Annotated in this window: 15 protein-coding genes; 8 read left to right on the top strand and 7 right to left on the bottom strand. The window is 69.9% G+C overall.

Features of this window, described 5'->3' with window-relative positions; all coding sequences use genetic code 11:
• Positions 1-60 precede the first annotated feature (60 nt).
• Positions 61-1,239, top strand: coding sequence for a sugar transporter (locus POS17_RS17945; protein WP_060839815.1), 1,179 nt, complete (start codon positions 61-63; stop codon positions 1,237-1,239).
• Positions 1,240-1,545: 306 nt separating this feature from the next.
• Here POS17_RS17945 and POS17_RS17940 read toward each other — a convergent pair whose 3' ends face one another.
• From POS17_RS17940 to POS17_RS17910, 7 genes are all read right to left on the bottom strand, one after another.
• Positions 1,546-2,760 carry an MFS transporter gene (locus POS17_RS17940; protein ID WP_060839814.1) on the bottom strand — a complete coding sequence of 405 codons (1,215 nt, stop codon included), beginning with the start codon at positions 2,758-2,760 and terminating at the stop codon, positions 1,546-1,548.
• Positions 2,761-2,763: 3 nt separating this feature from the next.
• Complete coding sequence (locus POS17_RS17935; protein ID WP_060841970.1) at positions 2,764-3,543, bottom strand: ABC transporter ATP-binding protein; 780 nt, start codon at positions 3,541-3,543, stop codon at positions 2,764-2,766.
• A 47-nt stretch (positions 3,544-3,590) separates the two neighbouring features.
• Complete coding sequence (locus POS17_RS17930) at positions 3,591-4,658, bottom strand: FecCD family ABC transporter permease (protein WP_060839813.1); 1,068 nt, start codon at positions 4,656-4,658, stop codon at positions 3,591-3,593.
• On the bottom strand, positions 4,655-5,788 hold the full coding sequence (locus POS17_RS17925; protein WP_060839812.1) for an ABC transporter substrate-binding protein: 1,134 nt from the start codon (positions 5,786-5,788) through the stop codon (positions 4,655-4,657). The genes POS17_RS17930 and POS17_RS17925 overlap by 4 nt, the downstream gene beginning before the upstream one ends.
• A 1-nt stretch (position 5,789) precedes the next feature.
• Positions 5,790-6,656, bottom strand: coding sequence for a PepSY-associated TM helix domain-containing protein (locus tag POS17_RS17920; protein WP_060839811.1), 867 nt, complete (start codon positions 6,654-6,656; stop codon positions 5,790-5,792).
• A gap of 6 nt (positions 6,657-6,662) precedes the next feature.
• Positions 6,663-8,894 (bottom strand): TonB-dependent siderophore receptor, encoded by a 2,232-nt coding sequence (locus POS17_RS17915; protein ID WP_060839810.1) that lies wholly within the window; start codon positions 8,892-8,894, stop codon positions 6,663-6,665.
• 205 nt (positions 8,895-9,099) lie between these two features.
• Positions 9,100-10,002 carry a helix-turn-helix domain-containing protein gene (locus POS17_RS17910; RefSeq protein WP_060841969.1) on the bottom strand — a complete coding sequence of 301 codons (903 nt, stop codon included), beginning with the start codon at positions 10,000-10,002 and terminating at the stop codon, positions 9,100-9,102.
• A gap of 363 nt (positions 10,003-10,365) precedes the next feature.
• Between POS17_RS17910 and POS17_RS17905 the strand changes: the two genes are divergently transcribed.
• From POS17_RS17905 to POS17_RS17875, 7 genes are read left to right on the top strand one after another with little or no spacing between them, the layout of a single operon-like run.
• Positions 10,366-12,033: a (2,3-dihydroxybenzoyl)adenylate synthase gene (locus POS17_RS17905; protein WP_060839809.1), complete on the top strand. Its 1,668-nt coding sequence runs from the start codon at positions 10,366-10,368 to the stop codon at positions 12,031-12,033.
• Positions 12,020-13,771: an ABC transporter ATP-binding protein gene (locus POS17_RS17900; protein ID WP_060839808.1), complete on the top strand. Its 1,752-nt coding sequence runs from the start codon at positions 12,020-12,022 to the stop codon at positions 13,769-13,771. The genes POS17_RS17905 and POS17_RS17900 overlap by 14 nt, the downstream gene beginning before the upstream one ends.
• On the top strand, positions 13,768-15,531 hold the full coding sequence (locus POS17_RS17895; protein ID WP_060839807.1) for an ABC transporter ATP-binding protein: 1,764 nt from the start codon (positions 13,768-13,770) through the stop codon (positions 15,529-15,531). The genes POS17_RS17900 and POS17_RS17895 overlap by 4 nt, the downstream gene beginning before the upstream one ends.
• Complete coding sequence (locus POS17_RS17890; RefSeq protein WP_060839806.1) at positions 15,524-18,994, top strand: non-ribosomal peptide synthetase; 3,471 nt, start codon at positions 15,524-15,526, stop codon at positions 18,992-18,994. Before POS17_RS17895 ends, POS17_RS17890 begins: the two co-directional genes overlap by 8 nt.
• Positions 18,991-24,414, top strand: a complete 5,424-nt coding sequence (locus tag POS17_RS17885) for a non-ribosomal peptide synthetase (RefSeq protein WP_060839805.1) — start codon at positions 18,991-18,993, stop codon at positions 24,412-24,414. The genes POS17_RS17890 and POS17_RS17885 overlap by 4 nt, the downstream gene beginning before the upstream one ends.
• Positions 24,411-25,526, top strand: coding sequence for a saccharopine dehydrogenase NADP-binding domain-containing protein (locus POS17_RS17880; protein ID WP_231978965.1), 1,116 nt, complete (start codon positions 24,411-24,413; stop codon positions 25,524-25,526). Before POS17_RS17885 ends, POS17_RS17880 begins: the two co-directional genes overlap by 4 nt.
• A complete protein-coding gene (locus POS17_RS17875; RefSeq protein ID WP_060839804.1) occupies positions 25,523-26,302 on the top strand; it encodes a thioesterase II family protein in 780 nt (259 codons plus the stop codon). Before POS17_RS17880 ends, POS17_RS17875 begins: the two co-directional genes overlap by 4 nt.
• Positions 26,303-26,304 lie beyond the last annotated feature (2 nt).

The raw sequence follows: 26,304 nt of genomic DNA, 5'->3' as shown, positions 1-26,304 counted from the left end.
TTGTGCATTTTTTATCGGGTCCTGGACCTGTTCCATCATTCAAAGAGTACGACGCCCCCCATGAGCGACTCCCCGGCGACACCTCAAGGCAACTGGCAGCCGGTCATCGCACTGGCGCTGGCGGCCTTTGTTTTCAACACCACCGAGTTCGTGCCGGTGGGCCTGCTCAGCGCCATCGGCGCCAGCTTCGACCTGCCCACCGAGCGGGTCGGGCTGATGCTGACCATCTACGCCTGGATCGTGTCCCTGACCTCGCTGCCGGTGATGCTGCTGACCCGCAACGTCGAGCGGCGCAGGTTGCTCACGGTGCTGTTCGGCCTGTTCATCGTCAGCCATGTGCTGTCCAGCCTGGCCACCAGCTTCGGCCTGCTGATGCTCAGTCGCATCGGTGTGGCCCTGGCCCATGCGCTGTTCTGGTCCATCACCGCGTCCCTGGCGGTGCGCCTGGCGCCGGCGGGCAAGCAGGTGCAGGCCCTGGGCCTGCTGGCCACCGGCACCTCGCTGGCCATGGTCCTGGGGATTCCCCTGGGGCGTTTGCTGGGCGAGGCCCTGGGCTGGCGCACCACCTTCGGCGTGATCGCCGCCATGGCCGGCTTGCTGGTGCTGTGGCTGATGCGCACCTTGCCGCTGCTGCCGAGCCAGAACTCCGGTTCCCTGCGCAGCCTGCCGCTGCTGTTCAAGCGCCCGGCGCTGGTGGCGATCTACGTGCTGACGGCGCTGGTGGTGACGGCGCAGTTCACCGCCTACAGCTACATCGAGCCCTTTATCAAGGTGGCGGCGGGCCTGGGCGGCGAGGTGGTGACCCTGGTGCTGCTGGTGTTCGGCGGCGCCGGCATCATCGGCTCGCTGCTGTTCAGCGTCCTGCACCGCCACAGCCCGCAGGGCTTCCTGCTGACCGCGGTGCTGTTGCTGGCGCTGTGCCTGAGCCTGCTGTTGCCGCTCAATGGCCACGTCTGGTCGCTGGTGGCGCTGAGCGTGGTCTGGGGCATGGCGATCATGGGCTTCGGCCTGGCCCTGCAATCCAAGGTGCTGGTGCTGGCGCCGGATGCCACCGACGTGGCGATGGCGATGTTCTCCGGGATCTACAACATTGGTATCGGCGGCGGCGCGCTGCTGGGCAGCTGGGTTGGCGGGCAACTGGGTTTTGCCTATGTCGGCCTGGCGGGCGGGGCCCTGGCGAGCCTGGCCTTGCTGCTGTACAGCCTGGCCCTGCGGCGCATGGCCCGCACCAACGTGTAGCCGCTGCCGCAGGCTGCGAACGGCTCCGCAGGAGACGCAAAGTCTTGAGACCGCCAGAGGCTCGGCGGGAGATCGCCAGGCAAGGCCCTGCGGACCTTTGCGCAGCCCCGGGTTACAGCGGGGTTGTGTAGCCGCTGCCGCAGGCTGCGAACGGCTCCGCAGGAGACGCGGCGGCCTTGCAGGCGCCGGAGGTTCGGCGGTCGATCGTCAAGCAAGGTCCTGCGGACCTTCGCGCAGCCTCGCCAGAGGCTCGACAGCGGCTACGGTGGGGCGATGTCGACCATGCGCGCCGGGCGCCCGCCAGGGTTAGCGGCGCCGGGCGTCGGGCCAGCAGGCCACCAGCACCAGCAGCAGCGCCGCCAGCAGGTAGGGCAGGCGCGGTTCCAGCCCGTAGATCAGGGTCCCGGCTAGGGGCCCGACCACCACCCCCAGGCCCTGGGCCGCGCCGACGGAACCGGCGGTGGCGCCTTGCTCGGCGGCGTCCACCGCGTTGCTGGCCAGGGCGGCGAACGAGGGGAAGATCCAGCCCATGCCCGCGGCCGAAACGAAGAATCCCAGCCACAGCACCCAGGCCTGGGCCGCGACGATGCTCGTGGCAAAGCCCAGCGCCGCCACCAGGGCACCGATGCGGATCATCCGCAGCGGCGGCCACTCCAGCTTGCGCACCAGCAGTTGCGAGGCGATCAGCGCCACCCCGACCAGGGTCAGGGCGATGCCGGCGGTCTGCGCCGCGTGCGCCGGGTCCATGCCCAGGCGGTCGAGGGCGAAGAAGCCGACGGTGATCTGCGCCATGGCCACGCACAGCATGGCGACGAACGCCACCAGCAGCGGCCGGCGCAGGCGCGGGTCGCTCAGGCGCACCGATTTGGGCGGCTGCTTGAGGTGCAGCTCCTGGCGCGGCAGCCGCGCCTTGAGCAAGGCGAAGCCCAGCAGCGGCAGCACGGCCAGCACGTAGAACGGCAGGCTCAGGCTGTGGCGCGCCAGCAGCGCGGCAATCGCCGGGCCCAGCACCAGGCCGCAGGCGTTGGCCGCTCCCAGGGACGCCATGGCCCGGGTCCGGTGCTCGGGTGCGATGTTGTCGGCGATCAGCGCGTAGCCGCCCACCGGGATCGCGGCATAGAACACCCCGATCAGGCCCCGTCCCAGCAGCAGCCCGGCAAAGGCCAGGATGGCCGAGGGCAGGGCGTGCAGCGCCAGGTCGATGAACAGGCTGAGGGCGACAAAGGCCAGGGTGAAGCCGCCGGTGCCCAGCAGCAGGATGCGCCGCCGGCCGAGGTGGTCGCTGGCCCGGCCCCAGGGCCGGGCCAGGAGCATCCAGATCACCCCGGAAACGGTCACCGCCATGCCCGCCTGCCAGGTGGCCAGGCCAAGAATCCGCGCGATGGGGCCGATCAGCGAGACAAAGGCCATCATCGCCATGGTGCAGGTCAGGTTGGCCAGCAGTAGCGGACGCAGGTCGAAGGCCGCCGCGGTCTGGGGCGTTTCCAGGGTGTCGATGGGCAGGTGTTGAGCGTTGGTCATGGTTTATCCCAGGGCAGAGTGAGAGGGCAGGCGGCCGTCGACCATCACCAGCGGTCGACCGCGCACCTGCTCCAGGCGGCCGTCGACGCCATAGACGTCGCGCAGCAACTGTTGGTTGATCACCTCCAGAGCCGGGCCGGCGGCGGCCACGGCGCCGTTGTGCAGCACCACCACCTGCTGGCTGAAACCCAGGGCCAGGTTGATGTCGTGGACCACCACCAGGGTGATCAACTGGCGTTCGCGGGTGGCCCGGGTGATGGCCTCCACCACTTGGCACTGGTGGTACAGGTCCAGGGCGCTGGTGGGTTCGTCCAGCAGCAGCACCCGGGGCTGGCGCACCAGGGCCTGGGCCAGCCCCACCAGCTGGCGCTGGCCGCCGGACAGGGCGTCGATCGGGCGGTCGGCCAGGGCGGTCAGGTCCAGGTCCTGCAGCACCTGTTCGACCCCGTGCAGCACCGCGGCACTGGGCCGCCCGGGGGCGAAGCCGCCACCGCGATGCCCGGCCATGGCGGCGCTGAGCACCGCTTCGAAGGCGCACAGGCGGGTGCGTTCCGGCAGGCTCTGGGGCAGGTAGACGATGTGCTGCGCCCGTTCCACCTGGGGCAGGCGGTTCAGGTCGACGCCATCGAGCAGCACCTGACCGCTGGTTTTCTGCAACCCGGCGATGCCCCGCAGCAGGGTCGACTTGCCCGCCGCATTGGGGCCGATCAGCGCGGTCACGCTGCCGCCGGCCAGGCTCGGCAGGGCGACGTCACGCAGCACCTGGCGGTTGCCGTAATGCATGTTCAGGCCGGTGGTGCAAAGCCCGGACGTGGAGGGGGCGGTCAGGCTCACAGGACACCTCGACGGTTGCGCATGACAATGGCCATGAAAAAGGGAATGCCCACCAGGGCGGTGACGATGCCCACTGGCACCAGCACCCCGGGAATCAGGGTCTTGCTGGCAATGGAGGCCATGGACAGGATCAGCCCGCCGCTGAGCACGCTGGCCGGCAGGAACAGCCGATGGTCCTCACCCACCAACAGGCGGGCGATGTGCGGGGCGATCAGGCCGATAAAGCCGATGGTGCCGACAAAGGACACCGCCAGCGCCGACAGCAGGCTGATGCGCAGCAACGCCAGCAGGCGCAGGCGGCCGACATCGATGCCGAAGCTGCGGGCCCGTTCCTCGCCCAGGGTCAGGGCGGTCAGGGCCCAGCTCTGGCGCAGGGAAAACGGCAGGCACAGGGCCAGGGCCAGGGCCAGCAGGGCGAGCTTTTCCCAGGAGGCCCGGGCCAGGCTGCCCAGGGTCCAGAACACCAGTTGCTGCAGGCTGTCCTGGGTGGCGACGAACTGCAGCAGGGCCACCAGGGCATTGAAGGCGAACACCAGGGCGATGCCGAACAGCACCAGGCTCTCGACGCCGAAGCCGCGCCAGCGCGCCAGCAGGTACAGCAAGGCCACCGAGGCCAGGGCGAAGAGAAAGGCGTTGGCCGAGATCAGGTACTGCGCCGGCACCCCGGGAATGCCCAGGCCCAGGACAATCGCCAGGGCCGCACCGAAGGCCGCGGCGGCGGACACGCCGAGGGTGAAGGGGCTGGCCAGCGGGTTGTCGAGCACGGTCTGCATCTCCGCTCCGGCCAGGGCCAGGGCCGCGCCCACCAGCACCGCCATCAGCGCGTAGGGCAGGCGCACGTTCCACACGATCACCGCCTCGACCCGGGGCATCGAGCCCGGGTCCCAGAGCACCTGCAGCAGGCGCGAAAGGCTCATGCCCGAAGGCCCGGTGGTGATGTCCAGGGCCAGGGACAGCAACAAGGCCAGGGCTAGGGCGGACAACAGCAGCACCCGGCGGCCATGGCGCTTGCGGTAATGCCCGCTGGCGATGCTGTCCTGCACCTCGGTGGCGGCCCGGGTCATGGTTGCAGGCTCGTGGCGAACACGCCGCTGGCGGGAATCGGCATGAAGCGCTGGTACAGCTCGCGGCGGGTCTGGTCCGGGTCCAGGTCCTTGAACAGCTCCGGGTGCAGCCACTTGGCCAGGGCCTGGACCGCGATCAGGTGCTCCGGCGAGTCATAGAAGATGTGCCACAGGCCATGCACATTGCTTTGGCGCACCGCCCGCAGCTCGTTCAGCGGTGGGCGCTGGGCGGCCTGGCGCAGACTGTCCCGGGCCTGCTGCAAGGTCGCCGAATAGCCCAGGGTCACGCCGCCCTGGCCGGCGGCGAAGACCCCGGTGGCGACGTACACGTCCGGGTCGCTGGAGAGGATGTATTCCACGTTGAGCACGCCAATGGGCCCGGGGATGCGCCCATCGGCGATGTTGCGTCCGCCGGCCAGCTTGATCATCTCGCCGAAGTTGCCGGTGCCCGGCGAGCCGCAGCAGTCCTGCAGCCCGGCGAGCATGTCGATGAATATCGTCGGCTGCTTGAGCGGCGCCGCCTTGGCCAGGGTTTCGGTGACTCGGGCCAGGGCCTGTTGATAGAAGGCGATGAAGGCCTCGGCCTGCTGCTCGCGGCCCAGGGCCTGGCCCAGCAGGCGCATGCTGGGCACGGTGTTGCTCAGGGGATGGTCGCTGAAGTCGACGAAGATCACCGCCACCCCGGCGGCTTGCAGCTGCTTCACCGCCTCGCTGTCGGGGCTCGGCCCGTGGCCGCCGCTCAGGGCCATGATCGCCAGGTCCGGGTGCACCGCCAGGGCCTTTTCGACGCTGAAGGTCTCGGCGGACGTGCCGCCCACCAGCGGCACCTTGTCCGCCTCGGGGAAGACCTTGCGATAGGCCTCGTAGCCCTGCACGTCGAGGCCGCGAAAATCCCCCTGCCAACCGGCGAGACGGGCGAAGGGGTTCTGGCCTTCGAGCAGCGACAGCGAATAGATCATCCGCCCTTCACCCAGGAGGATGTGCTCGACCTTGTCCGGCACCTGGACCTGGCGCCCGGCCAGATCGGTGAGGGTCGCGGCGCCGGCCGTGGCGGCCCATAGCAGGCTGAGGGGCAGCAGGCCCCGCAGTAGCCCGTGCCGGGCGCGGCGCAAGAAATCACGGTGTGTCATGTCAGGTTTCCTTGAACGATTGGACGGCCCGGCGGGCGACGCGCTTGCGCCACCACAGCAGCAGGCCGGTGATGTACAGCAGGGGTAACGAAAGGCCGCAGGCAGACGCCAGCCAGGCGCCGGGAGCCCCCAGCAGCAAATGCCCGTGGGCGGCGGAGAACAGCGGCTTGAGCGCCATGGGCGGGGCGCCGGGCCAGGTGAACAGATCGGGGCGCGCCAGCCAGGCGCCGCTGCCGGCAATCAGCAGCAGCGGCAGGCACAGCCACGCGGCGGCCAGGTTGTGCCATTCGCGCAGGCGTCGGCTGCCCCGGCTGCCGGGGCGCAGGCTGGCGGCTTTCCACCAGCTGCGCCGGCCCGGCCACCACAGGTACAGGCCGCTGCCCAGCGAGCCCAGCAGCACCAGGCCGCACAGCAGCACCAGGTTCGACCCCAACGCCTGGGGCAACAGCAGGCTGCGGTGCAGCGCCACCAGCTTGGCCAGCCACAGGTCCTCGAAGACGAAGAAGCCCCGGGGCTCGCCGTTGTAGGGATCGATCATGGCGATGCCGGTGCCGGGGCGCTCCTTGAGGGCACCGAAGACGATCACGTTGTCCGATTCGAGAAAGCCCTGGCGCGGCGGCGCCGCGCCGAAGACTTTCTGCAACTGCGGGTAGGCGCTGCTGGCGGCGCTGATCCAGGCGCTCTGCTCAAGAGGGACGCCGTGTTCGCCGGGGGCCAGTTGCAGCATCGGCGCCCCGACTTCCCAGCGCAGGATCGATCCCTTGAGCTCCAGCAGCGAACCACTGAGGCCCAGCAGCGCCAGGAACAGGCCCAGGCTCAGGGCCAGCCAGCGATGCAGGCCGAGCCAGATGTGACGCAGGCGCAGCACGGCGGCTTACCAGCGGTAGCGCAGGCTGGCGATGACACTGCGGTCATAGCCGGCGCTGCAGCTGGTCAGCGAGCAGCCTTCGTAATAGCGCTTGTCGGTGAGGTTGGTGGCGTTCACCGCCAGGCGCAGGCCCTTGGCCGCCGGAATCAGCTTGTCGAAGTCGTAGTGCACCGCCGCGTCCAGCAGGGTGTAGGAGGGCACGCTGACGGTGTTGGCGGCATCGGCTTCGGTGGAGCCGATGTAGCGCACCCCGGCGCCGAAACCGAGGCCGCTCAGGGGGCCTTCGGGCAGGGTGTAGTCGGCCCACAGCGAGGCCATCTTTTCCGGGGTGTCGGTGGGGCGCCGGCCTTTCTCCAGCGGGTTGTTGCTCTTGCTCACCTCGGCGTCGTTGTAGGTCAGCGCCGCCAGCAGGTCCAGGCCCCGGGCCAGGCTGGCCTTGCCTTCCAGTTCAATGCCGCGCACGTTCACTTCGCCGGTCTGCAAGGTGTTGAGGCGGTTGCTGGGATCGGCGGTCTTGACGTTTTCCTGGGTCAGGTCGAACAGCGACAGGGTGATGTAACTGTCGATCCCCGGTGGCTGGTACTTGACCCCCACTTCCGACTGCTTGGCGCTGGTGGGCTTGTACGGCGTGCCGTAGAAGTTGGTGCCCAGCACCGGGTCGAACGAGGTGGAGTAGCTGATGTAGGGCGCCAGGCCGTTGTCCGCCAGGTACACCAGGCCGGTGCGGTAGGTGAACTTCTCGTCGTTCTGTTTGCTCCCGGTGTGTTCCAGGCGATTGTCGGTACGGGCGCTGGAGCGGTCCTGGCGTCCGCCGACGGTGAGCACCCAGTGCTCGTCGAAGGTGAACTGCTGCTGGGCATAGACCCCGACCTGATCGGCGCGCTGCACGGTGTTGGTGAACGGCGTGCTGGGGTCGAACACCCCGCCATGCACCGGGTGGTAGATGTCGATGGGCGAGGCGCTGCCGCCGCGCAGGTAGTAGTCCTCGCGGGTGCGCCGGTAGTCGACCCCCAGCAGCGACAGCATCTGCGTGCTGCCCAGGTTCCAGCGGGCCTGGGCGTTGTTGTCCAGGGAATAGGTGTCGCCGACGATGCGAAAGCGATAGGCAGCGCGGTTCAACGTGCGCAGGTCCGGGGCCAGTGACATGCCGCTGGCGGTGTTGGTCAGCAGGTTGACGTGGCCGTAGCGGGCGCTGGAGTTGAGGCTCCAGACGTCATTCAGGCGGTGCTCCAGCAGGTAGCCCAGGGAGTACTGGGTGCGGTCGTTGTCCAGCCCCGGTTCATCGAGGAAGACGTTGTGCTTGACCTTGCCATTGGGGTTGCCGAGCAGGGTGCCCCGGGCCGGCAGGAACACCCTGGGGGCGCCGAACGCATCCTGGGTGTAGTCGGCCAGCAGGGTCAGGCGGGTGTCGTCGTTGGGCTTCCAGGTGAAGGAGGGCGCGAAGTACTGCTTGTCGTCCTTGATGTGATCGAACTGGGTGCCGCTGTCGCGTTCCAGCCCCACCAGGCGATAGAGGAACTGCCCCTCATCGTCCAGGGGGCCGCTGAAGTCGAACTGGCCCTGGGCCCGGTCGAAACTGCCGCCCTGGATCTGCACTTCATGGAAGGGCTGTTCCAGCGGGCGCTTGCTGATCTGGTTGACCACGCCCCCCGGCGAGTTCTGGCCGAACAGCACCGAGGCCGGGCCCTTGAGCACGTCGATGCGCTCCAGGCCATAGGCTTCGACCTTGGGCCAGGCCTGGGCGGTGTTGCCCTTGAGGCCATCGCGCAGCATGCCGGTGGTGACGTCGAAGCCACGGATCGAGATTGTGTCGAAACGCTGGCTGGCGGCGGTGGTGTTGGCCTGGACCCCGGCGGTGTAGCGCAATGCCTCGTTCACCGACTGCACCTGCTGGGCGTCCATCTGATCGCGGGTGACCACGGAAATCGCCTGGGGAATTTCACTCAGCGAGGCGTCGGTCTTGGTCCCGCTGAGGCTGCGCTTGGCCACGTAGCCGCTTTGCTGGCCGGTCGGCGAGTCGATCTGGGTAGCGCTGATCACGCTGGTGTCCAGGGTCAGGGTGTGGTCCTTGTCGGCCTCGCCATCGGCGGCCAGGGCGGCGCCGGCCTGGGTCAGCGACAGGCCCAGGGCCAGGCCATGGATCAGGCACGCCAGCGGGCTGCGGCGCAGCGCCGGACGCAGGACCGGACAATCGGCCGGCCAACCTTGGGTGTTTTGGTGCGCAACGCGGCTACCCATGCTTCACTCCGTGATGGGGATTAAATGAGAATGCAAACGTATCTCATTTGTGCGCCTGGGTTGCCGGCTAAAACTTTGGCTTGAGCGACCATTTCTTTCGTTTGCGGCACCGCGCGGGCAGGGCGCCCGGGGCAACAGGCGCGCGGTTCGACAGCGCCGGGCTGCGGCGTTGTTCAAGGTTCCAGGCATGCAAGACCAGGGCGATTCAGCGCAAGGACTTGGGCGACACCCCGAAGCGCTTGCGAAAGGCGGTGGAGAAATGCGCCGGGCTGTAGCCGACCCGATAGGCCGCGCTGGAGACATTGGTTTCGCCGCTGGCCAGCAGGCGGTATGCCTCGCTCAGGCGCTGCTCCTGCAGGTAGGCATAGACGCTGGTGCCGAACACCTGGCGAAAACCGGCGGTGAGCTTGCGCGGGTTGAGGCCGACCTGGCGCGACAGCTCGGACAGCGACGGCGAGGCCTGCAAGGAACCGAGCAGCAGGTCCCGGGCGGCATGGATGCGCTCGATGTCCGCGGCGCTGCCGGGGCTGTCCTGCAGCGGCCGCGACTCGGCATGGGCGAGGATGCCCTCGACCCCCAGGGCGGTGAGCTCCAGGGCCTTGCCTCCCAGGTAAAAGGAGCGGGTCGGGCCTTGCAGCGGGCAGGTGAGGATCTGCTGGGCCAGGGCCAGCAGCGGCTTGCTGGCCGGCTGGCAGAACAGCATCGGCCCGCCGCCGAGCGGGTCCAGCAGGCGCTCGGGCTCAAGGCCTGCCTGGCGGATCGCCGGGAAGTCCAGTTGCACCGTGGTGTAGCGCACCGGCACGCCGCGGGCGAACAGATGGTCGCCGCAATGCTCGCCCTGGTTGGCCACGGCGCACAGGGTCGGGCCGCGAATCTCCACCTCCGGTTGGCCCTCGACCCGGCAGTTGAGCTGGCCGCTGAGCACCAGGATGATTTTCAGGCCTTGCCAGAGCGGCTCCTGCATCCACATCTGGCTGTCCATCAGCACCGTCCCGGTGGACAAGGTGATTTCCGGCACCACGGCCGCCGTGCCGGCGTGCTGCGGATTGGGAAAGTGCAGGGTGAAATCCCCTTGGACAGGCTGCGGCGCAGCGTGGGGGCTGAGCATGGCGAACTCCCTGTAGACCGGAAAAGAGGCCATACGCTATCAGGAAAATCCTTCCATGTAATTAAGAATGATTATCCTTTAGCTTCTGCGCCCCGTACTGCCGGGACTTGCCGCGCAATCAAAAGAAAAAGCCGCGCAAACGAATGTCCTGCCGATTGCCGGGCCCCGGAAATTACCGGTTAATAATCACTCTCATTTGCAAGCGCAGCCGCTCAACATGGACGACCCCGCCATCCGCCGCCCCGCAGGAGCGCCGACAGGCCCGCATTTTTCGCCGCGCTGACGGCTCATCTTTCCTTCATTTCGGGGGCCTGACCTGTCAGGTCCGGGGCGGCCTTTTGCCGAAAAAACTCAGGAGACAGCATGTCCACTTTCGACGATTCCCAGGATTGCCCCGCTTGGCCCGAGGCCTTCGCCCAGGCTTACCGCGAGGCCGGTTACTGGCGCGATGAAACCTTTGGCGATCTGCTGCGAGGCGCGGCCCGGACCTTCGGCGAGCGCGAGGCGCTGAGCGATGGCCAGCGGCGCCTGAGCTATCGGCAACTGGACCTGCGGGTCGACCAACTGGCCGCCGGCCTGCACCGGCTGGGGCTGCGGGCTGGCGACAACGTGGTGCTGCAACTGCCCAACGGCGTGGCCTTCGTCGAAGTCTGCTTCGCCCTGTATCGCCTCGGTGTGCGGCCGATCTTCGCGCTGCCGGCCCACCGGCACCTGGAAATCGGCCGCTTCTGCGAGTTTGCCCGGGCCCGGGCCTACTTCTGCGCCGACTGCGACGGCGGCTTCGACTTTCGCGCCATGGCCCGCGAACTCAAGGCCGGCCACCCGTCACTGGAATGGGTGCTGGTGGCCGGCGAAGCCGAGGAGTTCAGCGCCCTGCACAGCCTGTATGACGACAGCAGCTCCTGCACTTTCCCGGCCCCCAGCGTCGACGCGGTGGCCTGTTTCCAGCTCTCCGGCGGTTCCACCGGGATTCCCAAGCTGATTCCGCGTCGCCATCACGAATACCTCTACAACCTGCGGGCCAGCGCCGAGCGTTGCGCTTTGTCCGACGCCAGCGTGTACCTGGTGGCGCTGCCCATGGCGCACAACTTTCCCATGTGCTGCCCGGGGTTCATCGGCACCTTTGCGGTGGGCGGGCGGGTGGTGCTGAGCCCCTCGCCGAGCCCGGAAGTCTGCTTCGAGCTGATCGAGCGCGAAGCCGTGACCCACACCGCCCTGGTGCCGCCCCTGGCCCTGGTCTGGCTGGAGGCGGCCCAGGCGCGCGGACGCGGGCTGGCATCGTTGCAACTGCTGCAAGTGGGCGGCGCCAAGCTCAGCTTTGAGGCGGCGCGGCGTGTCGAGCCGGTGCTCGGCTGTCGCCTGCAGCAGGTGTTCGGCATGGCCGAAGGGCTGATCTGCTACACCGACCCCGAGGACCCGCCGCAGCGGGTGCTGCACACCCAGGGCCGGCCGCTGTCGCCGGCGGACGAAATCCGCGTGGTGGACGAGCACGAGCAACCGGTGCCGGTGGGGCAGGTCGGGCAGTTGCTGACCCGGGGTCCCTACACCATCCGCGGTTATTACCGTTACCCCGAGCACAACGCCCAGGCCTTCACCGCCGACGGCTTCTATCGCACCGGCGACCGGGTGCAGCTCACCGCCGACGGCTACCTGATGGTGGAAGGGCGGGACAAGGACCTGATCAACCGCGGCGGCGAAAAGATCGCCGCCGAAGAGGTGGAGAACCTGCTGCTCAGCCACCCGGCGGTGGCCGACGTGGCCCTGGTGGCGATGCCCGATGCCTTCCTCGGCGAGCGCACCTGCGCCTTTGTCATCCCCCGTGGCGCCGCGCCCCGCGCCCCGCAACTGCTGCGTCATCTGCGGGCCCAGGGGCTGGCGGCGTTCAAGCTGCCGGACCGCTTCGAGTTCATCCCGGCGTTTCCCCAGACCGGGGTCGGCAAGGTCAGCCGCAAGCACCTGCGCGAGGCGATCCAGGCCCTGTACTTCGGCAACCGGGCCCAAGCCCTGGAGGCCGCTGATGGCCGTGGCTGAACCGGCAGGACTGGCCGCACTGTTGCGCCCGGTGCGCGGGCGCCTGCTGGCGGCGATGCTGCTGCAAGTGCTGGCGGCGCTGGTGGGCCTGCTGCCGCTGATCGCCGTGGCCGAACTGGCACCGCTGCTGCTGGCCGGCGAATTGGACCTGGAGCGCGCGGGTTTCTGGCTGCTGGCCGGGGCCGGGGCGCTGCTCCTGCGCCTGCTGGGGCTGGCGGCGGGTTTGCAGATCACCCACCTGGCCGACAGCGACCTGCAGCGCCATCTGCGCCAGCGCATCGCCGCCCATCTGGCGCGGGTGCCCCTGGCCTGGCTGGACGGCCAGCGGCAGACCGCCGAGCGGGTGCTGCTGGAGGACGTCGGCGCCCTGCATCAGCTGGTGGCGCACCTGCCCAACAACCTGGTGGCGGCCCTGGTGGTGCCCCTGGCCAGCCTGATCTACCTGCTGACCGTGAGCCTGCCCATGACCCTGGTGGTGCTGGCGCCGCCGTTGATCGCCCTGTGGCGCCTGCGGGTGATGCGCACCCCGGCCTATCGCGACGAGCGCCAGCGCCTGGGCGGCGCCATGGGCGCGCTGTCGACGGCGACCCTGAACTTCGTGCAAAGCATTGCCATGGTCAAATCCTTTGGCCGGGTGCAGCGGGTACAGGACGAGTTCTTCAAGGCGGTGGAGGATTTTGCCGGGTTCTTCTCCCGTTGGGTCGAGCGCTGGGCGGGCCTGGGCGCCAGTGTCGAGGTGCTGCTCTCGCCCCTGCTGGTGCTGGCCCTGGTGCTGGTGGCCGGGGTGCCGTTGATCGCCGTCGGGATCTTGCAGCCGCTGCAGTTGCTGCCGTTTGCCTTGCTGGGGCCGGCCCTGGCGGCGCCGGTGGCGGCCCTGGGGCATGGCGCCGATTCCCTGGTCCAGGGACGGGCGGCGGCGCAGCGCATCAGTGCGCTGCTCAAGACCCCGGTGCTGGCGCAACCGGCCTGCTCCCGGGAACCCGAGGGGGCTGTGGTGAGCTTCGACGCCGTGGACTTCAGCTACCCCGACGGCAGCCAGGTGTTGCACGGCATCGATCTGTGCCTGCAACCGGGCACCCTGACCGCCCTGGTGGGGGATTCCGGGGCCGGCAAATCCACCCTGGCCACCTTGCTCGCGCGCTTTGCCGATGTCAGCGCCGGGGCGATCCGCATCGGCGGTGTCGACCTGCGGGACATGGACAGCGCGACCCTGTATCGCCAGGTGGCCTTTGTCTTTCAGGAGGTGCGCCTGCTGCGCGCCAGCGTCCTCGACAACCTGCGCCTGAGCCGGCCCGGAGCCAGTCTGGCCGAGGTCGAAACCGCGGCCCGGGCGGCGCAGATCCACGAACGCATCTGCGCCTTGCCCCAGGGCTATCACAGCCAGCTGGGGGAGGGGCTGCAGCTGTCCGGCGGCGAAATCCAGCGCCTGGGCATCGCCCGGGCCATGCTCAGCCGCGCGCCGATTTTGGTGCTCGACGAGGCCACCGCCGCCAGCGATCCGCAATCGGAGGCGGCGATCCAGCAGGCCCTGTCGCGCCTGGCCCAGGGGCGCACGGTGCTGGTGGTCGCCCATCGCCTGAGCAGCATCCAGGACGCCGAGCAGATTGCCGTGCTGCAGGGCGGACGCCTGGTGGAATGCGGCCGGCATCAGGCCCTGCTGGAGCAGCAGGGGGTGTATGCCGGGCTCTGGGCCGCGGAGCAGCTGGACGCCGCCGCGCTGAACGGGAGCCGCCCATGATTGCCGCACTGTTACGCAGCCTGCAGCCGCGGGACGCCGCGCTGTTGCGCCGGGCCTTGCTGGCCATGGCCGCCAGTGCCCTGGCCCAGGGCCTGGCCCTGGGGTTGCTGCCGATGGCCCTGGCCAGCGCCCTGGAGGCCGCCACGGCGCGCACGCCCTGGCTCTGGGCCGCAGCCTTTGGCGGATTCGCCGGGCTCTGCCTGTGGCTGCGCCGCCGGGCGCAACTGGCGGGCTACCGGGCCGGGGCCGCGGCGGCGCGTTCGTTGAACCTGCGCATTGGCCGGCATCTGGCGCGCCTGCCCCTGGAGTGGTTTGTCGAGCGCCGCGGCGCCGAGCTCAACCGCCTGGTGACCCATACCGTGGCGCAGATCATGAGCGCTCCGGCGCACTTGCTGCAGCCCATGGCCAATGCCTTGCTGACGCCCCTGGCCCTGCTCGTGGCGCTGTTGTGCTACGACCTGTCCATGGCCCTGGCGGCCCTGGCCTGCCTGCCGTTGCTGGTGCTGTTCTATCACTGGGGCGTGCGCTGGGGCGGGCAGGCCGAGCAGCACAGCGAAGCGGCGGCCGGTGAAGCCGCGGCGCGGGTCCTGGAATACCTGCGCCAGCAGCCGCTGCTGCGGGCCAGTGGGCGCAACGGTGAAGGTTTCAGCCTGCTTGGCGCGGCGCTGCAGCAACAGCGCCAGGCCCAGCGCCGGGCGCACTGGCGGACCTTTCCGGCGGCCCTGGGGCTGGTGCTGGCGCTTCAGGCCGGCTACACCGCGGTGCTGTTGTGCGGGCTCTACGCGGTGCTCGGCGGCAGCCTCGGCGCCGTGCAATACCTGGCCCTGGCGGTGCTTGCCACCTGCCTGGTGGAACCCATGGGCGCCCTGGTCAACCTGGGCACCAGCCTGCGCCAGACCCGCCATGGCCTGGACAGCCTGCGCCAGTTGCTGGACCTGGCGCCGCTGCCGGAACCGGCCCGGCCCCAGGTGCCGGCCGACCGGCGCCTGGAGGTTCGCCAGCTGGGCCTGGAACGCCAGGGCCGGGCGATCCTGCAGGACATCAGCTTCACGCTGGAGCCGGGTTCGCTGAACCTGCTGGTGGGGCCATCCGGTTCCGGCAAGTCGAGCCTGCTGCGGCTGCTGGCGCGCTTTTGCGATGTCAGCCAGGGCGCCATCCTGCTGGGCGGTGTCGACTTGCGTGAGCTGTCGGCCAGCCAGCGTGATCGGGATATCGCCCTGATGTTCCAGGACTGCCCGCCGCTGGCCGCCAGCCTGCTGGACAACCTGCGCCTGGGCCGCCCCGAGGCCGACGAGGCGCAATTGCTGGAAGCGGCCCGCGCCACCGGCCTCGACCGGCTGGCCCAGCCCCTGCCCCAAGGCTGGCAGACCCGGGTCGGCGAGGGCGGCGTGAGCCTTTCCGGCGGCGAACGCCAGTGCCTGGCCCTGGCCCGGGTCATGCTCAAGGACGCCACGCTGATCCTTCTGGATGAGCCCACCTCCGCTCTGGACGCCATCAGCGAGGCCCGGGTCAACCAGAGCCTGCGGCAACTGGCGCGCAAGCACACGGTGCTGCTGGCGACCCACAAGCCGACCCTGGCTCCGTGCGCCGGGCAGATCCTCCTGCTGGACCAGGGCCGCCTGGCCCAGCACGGCACCCATAGCCAACTGATGACGGCCCCGGGCCGTTATCGCCAGTTGTTCCACGAGCGCGAAGCGATCAATCGCTGGCGCTTGCGCACACCTTCTTCCGTACCCCAAAGGACCGTCCACCATGACTGATAACCCAGCACTGGCATGCGCTCATCCCGCGCCCGCCGGCCTGAGTCATTCACCCCAAGGACTCTGCGAAGGCATCGCCCGGTTGCTCGGCTACGCGCCCGGGGACCTTGAGGCGGAGGCGTCGCTGATCGAGCAGGGCCTCGACTCGGTGAGCATCATGCGCCTGCCGGCGCTGTTGGCCGGCGAAGGCGTGAGCCTGAGCTTCGCCGAGCTGATCCAGCAGCCGACCCTGGTCGCCTGGTGGGCGCTGATCGAGGCTCGCCGTGGCCTCGCGGCGCCGCGCCTGCAGGCCGTGGCCAGCGCCCCTGCCAACAGCGATTTCGCCCTCACTCCGCTGCAACAGGCCTACTGGTTCGGCCGCGATCCGGGTATGCCCCTGGGCGGGGTCGGCTGCCACCTGTACCAGGAGCTGGACGGCCACGGCCTGGAGCCCGAGCGCCTGGAGCAGGCCCTGCGCCGCTTGTGCCAGCGCCATCCGATGCTGCGCGCCTGTTTCATCAGCGACAGCTGCCAGCGCATCCTGCCCCAGAGCCCCTGGCCCGGGCTGACCGTCCATGATCTGCGTCAGGCCTCCTGCGTCGGCGCCGCCGAGGCCCTGGAGCTGATCCGCGAAAACCTCTCGCACCGGCGCCTGGAGGTCAGCCGCGGGCAGGTGTTCGACGTGCAACTGAGTCTGCTGCCCGACGGCCGCAGCCGCCTGCACCTGAACATCGATCTGCTGGTGGCCGACGTGCTCAGCATCGGCATCCTGCTGCGCGACCTGGCGCTGATTCACGCCGGTGAGGAGCACCGCCTGCCGGTCCTGGAATGGACCTTCGCCGACTACCTGCGGACCGAGCAGGAGCTGCGCGCGCCGCAGCTGGCAGCGGCCCGGGACTATTGGCTGGAGCGCCTGGAGGATCTGCCGGACGGCCCGCAACTGCCCCTGGCCCAGGAGCCGCAGCAGCTCGGCACGCCGCGTTTTCGCCGGCTGGCGATGCGCCTGAACCACGAGCAGTTGCAGGCCCTGGAACAGCGCGCCCGGCAACACGGCCTGACCCTGGCCAGCGTGCTCGCCTGCGCCTATGCCCAGGTGCTGGGGCGCTGGAGCGCCAGCCAGCATTTCCTGCTCAACGTGCCGCTGTTCGACCGCCAGGAACTGCACCCCTGCGTGCCCCATCTGCTGGCGGATTTCTCCAACCTGGTGCTGCTGGAAGTGGACCTGCGCCAGCCCACGTCCTTCTGCCAGCAGGCGTTGGCGCTGCAGGCCCAGTTGCACCGCGACATCGCCCACAGCGCCTGGCCCGGGGTCGAGGTGCTGCGCGAGCGTGCGCGGCTGCGCCAGGGCGGCGGCCAGGGCGCGCCGGTGGTGTTCGCCTGCAACCTGGGCCCGGCCTTTGTCGACGCCACCTGCCGCGAGCAATTGGGTGAGCCCGGCTGGGCGCTGTCGCAGACGCCCCAGGTCTGGCTCGACCACCAGAGCTACCCGCTGGCCGACGGCCTGCTGCTGAACTGGGACGCGGTGCAGGGGCTGTTTCCCGAAGACCTGTTGGAGCAGATGTTCGACGCCTACCGCGGCTTGCTGCTGTGGCTGTGCGCCAACGACTGGCAACAGCCGGCGCCCTTGCCGTTGCCGGCGGCGCAGCAGCAACAGCGCCAGCGGGTCAACGCCACCGAACACCCCACGCCCGTGCAGTGCCTGCACCAGGGCTTCTTCCAGCAGGCGCGCCAGCGCCCCGAGGCGCTGGCACTGATCGACGAGCAGGGCCACCTGAGCTACGCCGAGCTGGCCCGGCAGGCCCTGCAACTGGCCGGGGCGCTGGTGGAGTGGGGCGTGCAGCCGGGGGATGCGGTGGCGATCACCCTGCCCAAGGGCCGCGAACAGGTGATCGCGGTGCTGGGGATTCTCGCCGCCGGGGCGGTCTATGTGCCGGTGGGCATCGAACAACCGCCGGCGCGCCGCGACATGATCTATCAGCGCGCCGGGGCGCATGTGGTGCTCACCGATCAGGCCCACCGCGACGGTGGCATCTGGCTGGCCGAGTTGCGGGTGGTGACTCTGGCCCAGGCGGCGCCGGCCCGCGCCCTGGAGCAGCCCCTGGCGCTGGCCGCCGACGCCCTGGCCTACGTGATCTTCACCTCGGGCACCACCGGCGAGCCCAAGGGCGTCGAGCTCTGCCATCAGGCGGCGATGAACACCGTCGAGGCGATCAACCGCCGCTACCAGGTCGGCGCCGAGGACCGGGTACTGGGGCTCTCGGCCCTGGATTTCGACCTGTCGGTGTACGACCTCTTCGGTCCGCTGAGTGTCGGCGGCGCCCTGGTACTGCCGGCGGACAGCCTGCGCAAGGAGCCCCGGGAATGGCTGCGGCTGATCCGCGAGCAGCAGGTGAGCCTGTGGAACTCGGTGCCGGCGCTGCTGGAGATGCTGACCCTGCAAGTGCGCGACGGCGCCGGGCTCGGGGCCTTGCGCCTGGCCATGGTGTCCGGCGACTGGGTCGGCCTCGACCTGCCACGGCGCCTGGAGCAAGCGGCGGGCCGCCCCGTGTCGTTCGTGGCCCTGGGTGGCGCCACCGAGGCGGCGATCTGGTCCAACTACCAGGAGGTGGCGGCGGTGCCCGCGCACTGGCGCTCGATTCCTTATGGCCGGCCCCTGGACAACCAGCGCTTCCGGGTGGTGGACAGCCAGGGCCGGGACTGCCCGGACTGGGTGCCCGGCGAGCTGTGGATCGGCGGCGCCGGGGTGGCCGCCGGCTATCGCGGCCTGCCGACCCTCAGCGCCCAGCGCTTTGTCGAGCATGACGGCGGGCGCTGGTACCGCACCGGCGACCAGGGCCGCTACTGGGCCGACGGCAGCCTGGAGTTTCTCGGGCGCCTGGACCATCAGGTCAAGGTCCGCGGCTTTCGCATCGAACTGGCGGAAATCGACCTGGCCCTGGAGCGCCATCCGGCCATCGACCGCGCGCTGAGCCTGGTGCTGCCCGGCAGCGAACCGCAGCTGGCGGCGGTGCTGCTGGCCCGGGAGCCGCTGCCCGAACCCCAGGCCCTGCGCCAGTGGCTGGGGCAATGGCTGCCCGAGCACATGCTTCCGGACAGTTGGCTGACCCTGTCCGCGCTGCCCCTGAGCGCCAACGGCAAGGTCGATCGCGCGGCCCTGTCGTGGTTGCTGCAGGAGCAGCGCCGGGGCGTCCAGCCACACAGCGCCGAACCGCCGCAAGGGGCGTGGGAGGAAGCCGTGGCCGCGCTGTGGCAGGAGCTGCTGCAAGTGCCCCAGGTGGGCCGGCATCAGGGCTTTTTCGCCCTCGGTGGCAACAGCCTGCTGGCGGCCCGGCTGATCGAACGCATCGCCCGGCAGTTCCAGCTGGAACTGTCGCTCAAGGATTTTTTCAACGCGGCCACCGTGGCCCTGCAGGGGCAGTTGCTCGCCTCGCGCCGGGAACAGCGGCCCGTCACTCAGAACGCAATGGTGGAGGGCGTGTTATGACGCTGCAACAACTGCAACAGGACCTGCAACAGCTGGGCGTGGAGCTCTGGGAAGAACAGGGCCGCCTGCGCTATCGGGCCCCAGCCGGGGTCATGGACGAGGCGCGCCTGAACCAGCTGCGCGAGCACAAGGAGGCGTTGCTGCAACAGCTGCAGGCGGCGCAGTTGCCGACCCTGGAGGCCGACCATTCGGCCCGCGAAGAACCCTTCCCGCTGACCGACGTGCAGGCCGCCTACCTGCTGGGCCGCACCAGTGCCTTCAGCTATGGCGGGGTGGCCTGCCACGGCTACCTGGAATTCGCCCAGCAGGACCTTGACCCGCTGCGCCTGGAACAGGCCTGGAACCAGTTGATCGCGCGCCACGAGATGCTCCGGGCGGTGGTGCTGGAGGAGGGCTACCAGCGCATCCTGCCCCAGGTGCCGCACTACAGCATCGCCTGCCACGACCTGCGCGAGGACGACGGCAGCGCCTTGCAGGCCCTGCGTGAGGGCATGGAACTGCGCCGCGCCACGCCGCAGCAATGGCCGCTGATCGAGCTGTGCGTGAGCCAGGGCCGCGACACCTCGCGCCTGCACCTGTCGGTGGACCTGCTGGTGTGCGACTACCAGAGCGTGCGCATGCTGCTGGCCGAACTGCAGCAGCTGTACCGCGGCGAACCCCTGCCGGCACCGGCGCAGATCAGCTTTCGCGACTATGTGCTGGGGGAGCGGCGCCTGCGCGAGCAACCGCGCTACCAGCGTGACCGCGACTACTGGTGGGCGCGGGTCGACAGCCTGCCGGGGGCGCCGGAGTTGCCCACGCTGGGGGCACCCAGCGGGCCGCGCTTCCAGCGCCGGGCCATGAGCCTGCAAGCCCGCGACTGCAACGCCCTGCGCCTGAACGCGGCGGCGGCCGGAGTCGGGGTGTCGGCGGCGATCCTCTCGGCCTATGCCGAAACCCTCGGGCGCTGGAGTCGGCGCGGGCATTTCTGCCTGAGCCTGACCCTGCTCAATCGCCTGTCGCTGCACCCCCAGGTCGACCGCCTGGTGGGCGACTTCAGCTCGGTGGAACTGCTGGAAGTGCAGACCCTGCAAGGCGGCAGCTTCGGCCAGCGCAGCCAGCAACTGCAGGAGCGCCTGTGGCAGGACATGGACCATCGCCTGTGTTCGGGCATCGAAGTGCTGCGCGAGCTGGCGCGGCGCAAGGGCCAGGAGGCGGCGCTGATGCCCTATGCCTTCACCAGCACCCTGGGCGCTGGCGGCGAGAGCGGCGGCGGGGCCTTCATGCCCGGTGCCGAGCTGGTGTTCGGCATCAGCCAGACGCCCCAGGTGCTGATCGATTGCCAGGTCAGCGAACGTGACGACGGCCTGGCGATCAACTGGGACATCCGCGAAGGGGTGTTCAGCGAAACCCTGCTGGACGCGCTGTTCGACACCTTCGAACGGCTGCTCAAGCGCCTGGCCCGGGAGCCCTCGGCCTGGACCCTGGACGACTGCCTGGAGCTGCCAGCGGCGCAACGCCTGCAACGCGAGCTGGTGAACCAGAGCGCTGCGCCCTTGCCCGAGGGGCTGCTGCATGAGCCGTTCTGGCGTCAGGCGGCCGCGGCGCCGCAGCGTGTGGCGCTGATTCAGGGCGCCGCGCAGATGAGCTACGGCGAACTGGCCGGGCGCGCCGAAGCCGTGGCCGAGGCCCTGCTCGACGCCGGCTGCCAGCCTGGGGAGCGGGTCGCGGTGTGCATGCACAAGGGCCTGGAACAGGTGATCGCGGTGCTCGGCATTCTGCGTGCCGGGGCCGCCTACCTGCCGCTGGACACCAACCAGCCCGAGGCCCGGCGCCAGCTGATCCTGGACAACGCCGAGGTCGGCCGGGTGCTCAGCCAGTCCTGGCTGGGCGATGAGCTGTGCTGGCCGCCGCGGGTGACCCAGGTGATCCAGGTCGACCAGGGCCCGCGGCTGCCGCAGCGGCCCGTGCCCAGCGTGGCCATCGACCCGCAGCAACTGGCCTACGTGATCTACACCTCCGGCTCCACCGGGGTGCCCAAGGGCGTGATGATCAGCCATCAGGCGGCGCTCAATACCGTGGTCGACATCAACCAGCGCTTTGCCATCGACGCCGATGACCGGGTGCTGGCCCTGGCCAGCCTGGGCTTCGACCTGTCGGTGTACGACATCTTCGGCCTGCTGGCGGTGGGGGGCGCCCTGGTGCTGCCGGACCCGCAGCGCCGCGCCGACCCTTCGCACTGGGCCGAGTGCGCCCGGGAACACGGGGTGACCCTGTGGAACTCGGTGCCGGCGCAATTGCAGATGCTCACCCACTACCTCCAGGCGCTGCCGTCCATGGCCCCGGCGACCCTGCGGCTGGCGTTGCTGTCGGGGGACTGGATCCCCCTGAACCTGCCGGCGGAGGCCGCCCAGCTGCTGCCCCGGCTGCGCCTGATCAGCCTGGGGGGCGCCACCGAAGCGGCGATCTGGTCGATCTACTACCCGATCACCCAGGTCGACCCGCAGTGGCGCAGCATTCCCTACGGCCGGCCGCTGGCCAACCAGCGCTTCATGATCCTCGACGAGCAGGGCCGCGACCGTCCGCAAGGGGTGGCCGGCGAGCTGTACATCGCCGGCAGCGGCCTGGCCCTGGGCTACCTGGGGGATGCCGAGAAAACCGCCGAGCGCTTTGTCGATCATCCGCGCAGCGGCGAGCGCCTGTACCGCACCGGTGACCTGGGGCGCTACCTGGAGGACGGCCTGATCGAGTTCCTGGGCCGCGAGGATTTCCAGGTCAAGGTGCGCGGCCACCGCATCGAACTGGCGGAAGTGGAAAGCGCCTTGCTCAGCCATCCGCATGTGGAATCGGCGGTGGTGGTGGCCGCGGGCGAGGGCGCCTTCGACCGGCGCCTGCAAGCCTGCCTGACGGCCAGCCTGCGCGACACGCCGCTGGCCTGGCCGGAGGCGCTGCTGGCGCGGACCCGGGCGGCGGCCCAGGCGGTGCGTGGCGACTTGAGCGATGCCCTGGTCAGCGAGATGTCGGCTTGCGTCGAGCGCGCCGCGCTTTTGTCCATGGGCCTGGCCCTGCAGCGTCCGGGGCTGTTCGACGCCGCGGGGCAGAGCCATGCGCTGGAGGAGATCGTGGCGCGCTGCGAAGTGGCGCCGCGCAATCAGCGCCTGATCCGCCGCTGGTTGCAGGCCCTGGCCCGGGAAGGCCTGGTGCACTGGGACCGGCACACCGGGCGTTATTCGGGCTTGCAGGTGTCGGCTGCGGAATACCGCCGGCAGTGGCAGCGCATCGACGCCCTGGAACCGTCCGTGGGCTGGGGCGCCGAGGTCCTGCGCTACCTGCGCGAAAGCCAGGAGCAACTGCCGGCGCTGATGAGCGACCGGCTCGACCCGCTGCACCTGCTGTTCCCCCAGGGCCGCACCGACACCGCCGAGGGCGCCTACCGCAAGAACCTGATCAGCCAGTACCTGAACCAGGCGGTGTGCGCCGCAGTGCAGGAGATCATCCGCCAGCGTCCGGCCGGCCAGCGCCTGCGCCTGCTGGAAATCGGCGCCGGGGTCGGCGGCACCAGCGCCGATTTGATCCCGGCCCTGGACGGCCTGCCGGTGGACTACCAGTTCACCGACCTGTCGCAGTTCTTCCTCAACGAGGCGCGGGAGCATTTCGCCGCCTACCCCTGGGTCAGCTACGGGCTGTTCGACCTCAACCAGGACCACTGGGCCCAGGGCGTGGCCGCCAACTCCCTGGACGTGATCCTCTGCGCCAACGTGCTGCACAACTCACGGCATGCCAGCCGGGTGCTGGCGCGGCTGCGGGAGATGCTGGCCCCGGGTGGCTGGCTGATCTTCATCGAGGCCACTCGCGACACCTACCAGATCATGGCCTCCATGGAGTTCAAGGAAGGCCTGACCGCCTTCGAGGATTTTCGCGCCGAGCAGGACACCACCTTCATCCGTCGCGAGCAGTGGCAGCAGCTGCTGCTGGAGGCCGGGGGCGAAAGCCCGCTGTGCCTGCCCGAGGCCGGCGACGCCATGTCGCAGATCGGCCAGCACCTGTTCATCACCCGCTTCAAGAGCCAGCGCCAGACCCTGGAGCCCGAGGCGCTGCGGGCCCACCTGGCCCAGCGCCTGCCGGACTACATGATCCCGGCGGACTGGCAGGTGCTGGATGACATGCCCCTGACCGCCAATGGCAAGGTCGATCGCCAGGCCCTGGCGCGGATCGGCGTGGCCGGTCCCGAGCAGCAGGTCAGCAGCGGGGCGGCGCCACTGGACGCGCTGGAGCGCAGCATCGCCGAGGTCTGGCAGACCCTGTTGCGGGTGCCGGCGGTGGGCCGCGACCAGGGCTTCTTCGAACTGGGCGGCGACTCGCTGCTGGTGGCACAGGTGGTGGGGCGTCTGCGGGAAGTCTTGCCCCAGGCCCGGCCGTTGCCCTGGAGCGATTTGCTGCGCCAGTTGATCAACCAGCCGACGGTGGCGGCCCTGGCCGACTACCTGCGCGGCCAGGGCGTGGAAGGCGATTCGCCGCTGGTGCGCATCAGCGACAAGGCCCAAGGCCCGACGCGGATCTTCGTCCATGACGGCAGTGGCACCCTGGCGCCGTACCGCGCCCTGTTCGCCGCCCTGGGGGAGGACATGCCCCTGGAGGGGCTGGTGCTCAACGATGTACCGGGCTATCTGGCCCTGGAGCCGGCCACGGCGATTCGCCAGCTGGCCGAGCGTTATGCCGACACCCTGCAGGCCGAGGGACGGCGTCAGGTGAGCATCGTCGGCTATTGCCTGGGCGGGCTGCTGGCCACGGAACTGGCGGCGTGCCTGGCGGCGCGTTCGATCCAGGTGCTGCAACTGAGCGTGATCAGCAGCTACCGGGTGCCGTTCATGATCGAGGACGACCTGTTGGCCGAGTACGTGTTCGCCCGGGTGATGCAGGCCGATCCGCTGGCCCTGGGTTACCCCGAGGATGAACAGGCCATGGAGCGCAGCATCGCCCGGGTCCTGGAGCAGACCCCGGGGCGGGTGCCCCAGGGGTCGCTGCTGGCCTTGAGCGAGGACGCCCAGTGCGCCCCGGCCCTGGCCTGCCTGCGGCGCCTGGCAGACAAGACCCCGGAACAGCGCCTGCAGGCGATTGCCGAGGCCATGCGCCACGCCGGTTCGCCCCTGAGCGACCTGCGCTGGCTGGGCGAGCAGTTGCAGGTGCTGCGCCACAGCCTGGCAGCGGTGGCCCTGCACGAGGCCACGCCGTACCAGGGCGACCTGCTGTTCATTCGCCAGAGCGGCGAGGTGCAGGTGCTGCCCGGCATGCACCGCGACATGAGCGCCTATTGGCAGGCCCTGTGCCTGGGTGAACTGCGGGTGGTGGATGTACCCGGGGATCACTTCAGCTGCATGCAGCAGCCCCAGGTGCAAGCCGTGGCCCGGGCCTTCGAGGCGGTCGCCGAGGTGGCGGCATGAAGGGGGCGCTGATTGGCCTGGTCGGGGCCTATGGCAGCGTCGGCCGTCAAGTGGCGCAACTGCTGGCACCCAGGGTCGCCTTGCGCCTGGGCGGACGCGACCGGCAGCAGGCCGAGCAGTTGAACCGGCAACTGGGGGCGCGCGCCGAGGTGCGCGCCCTCGACCTGTGGGACTCGCAGAGCCTGGCGGATTTCTGCGCCGGTTGTGCGCTGGTGATCAACTGCGCCGGGCCCAGCTATCGGGTTCTCGATCGGGTGGCCCGGGCCGCGCTGGCCGCGGGGGCCGACTACCTGGACGTGGGCGGCGACGATCCCGTGCATGAGCGGTTGTCGGGGCAGGTGCCGGCGGGGCGCCGGGTGCTGTTGTCGGCGGGCATGCTGCCGGGGCTGTCGGGGCTGTTTCCGCGGTTGCTGGCGCAGTCCTTCCAGCGGGTCGATGCCATGCGCTGCTATGCCGGTGGGCTGGGGCGCTTGTCGGCCACCGCCGCCGAGGACTTTTTGCTGAGCCTGGGCAATGGCTTCGGTCAGGCCCAGTGCGCCTTCAGCCAAGGGCGGCAGGTGCGCAGCAGCGCCAGTACCCCGCAGCCGCTGGAGCGACCCTGGCTGCCGGTGAGCGGCGTACCGGCCTATGCCTACCTGAGCTGCGAACAGCTGCGACTGTTTCGCGACCTGCAGGTTGGCCACGGGCAGGGCTTCAACCTGTTCGAGGGCGGGCAGCTGGCGGCGACCTTGCAACGGATCCAGGGCCTGGCGCCGCAGGCGCGCGACGCGGCGCAGAACGTCGCCGCGCTGGTCCAGGCCAGCGCCCTGGATGTGGCCGGGCGCCAGCCCTATCAGTTGCTGGCGGTGGAGATCGAGGGGCTGCGGGACGGGCGGGAACAGCACGCCTGCGCCTGGCTGCGGGCGTCGGACGGTTCACGCCTGACCGGCAGCGTTGCGGCCTTCTGCGCCCTGCACTGGGCGCAGTGGCCTGCAGGCTTGCATTACGCCGCCCAGGTGCTGGACCCGGCCGCCTGCCTGGAACAGCTGCAGCGCTGGCTGCCGGATACTCGGGTGCAGTTGCCCGACTTCAGCGGCGTGGCCCTGGCCGAGGCAGAGGAGGGCGTGCTGTGAGAAAGGCTCCCAGTGCCTGGCTGCGGCGTTACCCGCAGCCACAACCGCCGCGTTGCCGGCTGGTGTGCCTGCCCCATGCCGGGGGCAGCGCGAGCTTCTTCAATGACTGGCGCCACCTGTTGCCGACGGATATCGAGCTGATCAGCGTGCAGTACCCGGGGCGCGAGGAGCGCCTGAGCGAAACCTGGCCCGGCAGCCTGGAGTGGATGGCGGGCAACATCACCCGGGCCCTGTCGGACCTGGTGGAGCGGCCGCTGGTGCTGTTCGGCCACAGCCTGGGCGCGGCCCTGGCCTATGAAGTGGCCGCGCGCCTGCAGCAGCAGGGCTCGGCGCCGCAGCGCCTGATCGTGTCCGCGCATCCGGCGCCCCATCGCCAGCGCCACAGCGAGCTGCACCTGGGCTCGGACGAGGCGTTGCTGGCGGACGTGCGGCGTCTGTCCGACGGTGCGCCGTCACTGCTGGACGACCCGACGCTGCGCGACCTGTACCTGCCGGCCTTGCGCAACGACTACCGGCTGATCGAGTGCTATCGCGGCGCTGTCGGTCGTGCCCTGGACCTGCCCCTGAGCGTGTGCCTGGGGGGCCAGGACAGCGAAGTCGATGCGGACGAAGCCTATGCCTGGGCCGAGGTCAGTGCCCAGGTCACGGATTTCCAGACGTTTCCCGGCGGGCACTTCTACCTGCGCGAGCAGCAGGCCGAAGTGCTGCGGCACCTGACCCGACTGCTGGCGGGCCTCGGCGAGCAGCCGTGGCAGTGCTGGCCTTCGACCCCATGAAT

This window comes from Pseudomonas sp. Os17, assembly GCF_001547895.1.
Classification (GTDB): Bacteria; Pseudomonadota; Gammaproteobacteria; order Pseudomonadales; family Pseudomonadaceae; genus Aquipseudomonas.
The sequence above is the reverse complement of the archived record's forward strand: the minus strand, read 5'-3'. Positions and strand labels throughout refer to the sequence as shown.

Coding starts and splice junctions, on each gene's coding strand:
- POS17_RS17910 (WP_060841969.1), bottom strand. CDS start 10,002: ATGCTCAGCCCCCACGCTGCGCCGCAGCCTGTCCAAGGGGATTTCACC.
- POS17_RS17905 (WP_060839809.1), top strand. CDS start 10,366: ATGTCCACTTTCGACGATTCCCAGGATTGCCCCGCTTGGCCCGAGGCC.
- POS17_RS17915 (WP_060839810.1), bottom strand. CDS start 8,894: ATGGGTAGCCGCGTTGCGCACCAAAACACCCAAGGTTGGCCGGCCGAT.
- POS17_RS17900 (WP_060839808.1), top strand. CDS start 12,020: ATGGCCGTGGCTGAACCGGCAGGACTGGCCGCACTGTTGCGCCCGGTG.
- POS17_RS17930 (WP_060839813.1), bottom strand. CDS start 4,658: ATGACCCGGGCCGCCACCGAGGTGCAGGACAGCATCGCCAGCGGGCAT.
- POS17_RS17945 (WP_060839815.1), top strand. CDS start 61: ATGAGCGACTCCCCGGCGACACCTCAAGGCAACTGGCAGCCGGTCATC.
- POS17_RS17890 (WP_060839806.1), top strand. CDS start 15,524: ATGACTGATAACCCAGCACTGGCATGCGCTCATCCCGCGCCCGCCGGC.
- POS17_RS17880 (WP_231978965.1), top strand. CDS start 24,411: ATGAAGGGGGCGCTGATTGGCCTGGTCGGGGCCTATGGCAGCGTCGGC.
- POS17_RS17895 (WP_060839807.1), top strand. CDS start 13,768: ATGATTGCCGCACTGTTACGCAGCCTGCAGCCGCGGGACGCCGCGCTG.
- POS17_RS17885 (WP_060839805.1), top strand. CDS start 18,991: ATGACGCTGCAACAACTGCAACAGGACCTGCAACAGCTGGGCGTGGAG.
- POS17_RS17935 (WP_060841970.1), bottom strand. CDS start 3,543: ATGCATTACGGCAACCGCCAGGTGCTGCGTGACGTCGCCCTGCCGAGC.
- POS17_RS17925 (WP_060839812.1), bottom strand. CDS start 5,788: ATGACACACCGTGATTTCTTGCGCCGCGCCCGGCACGGGCTACTGCGG.
- POS17_RS17940 (WP_060839814.1), bottom strand. CDS start 2,760: ATGACCAACGCTCAACACCTGCCCATCGACACCCTGGAAACGCCCCAG.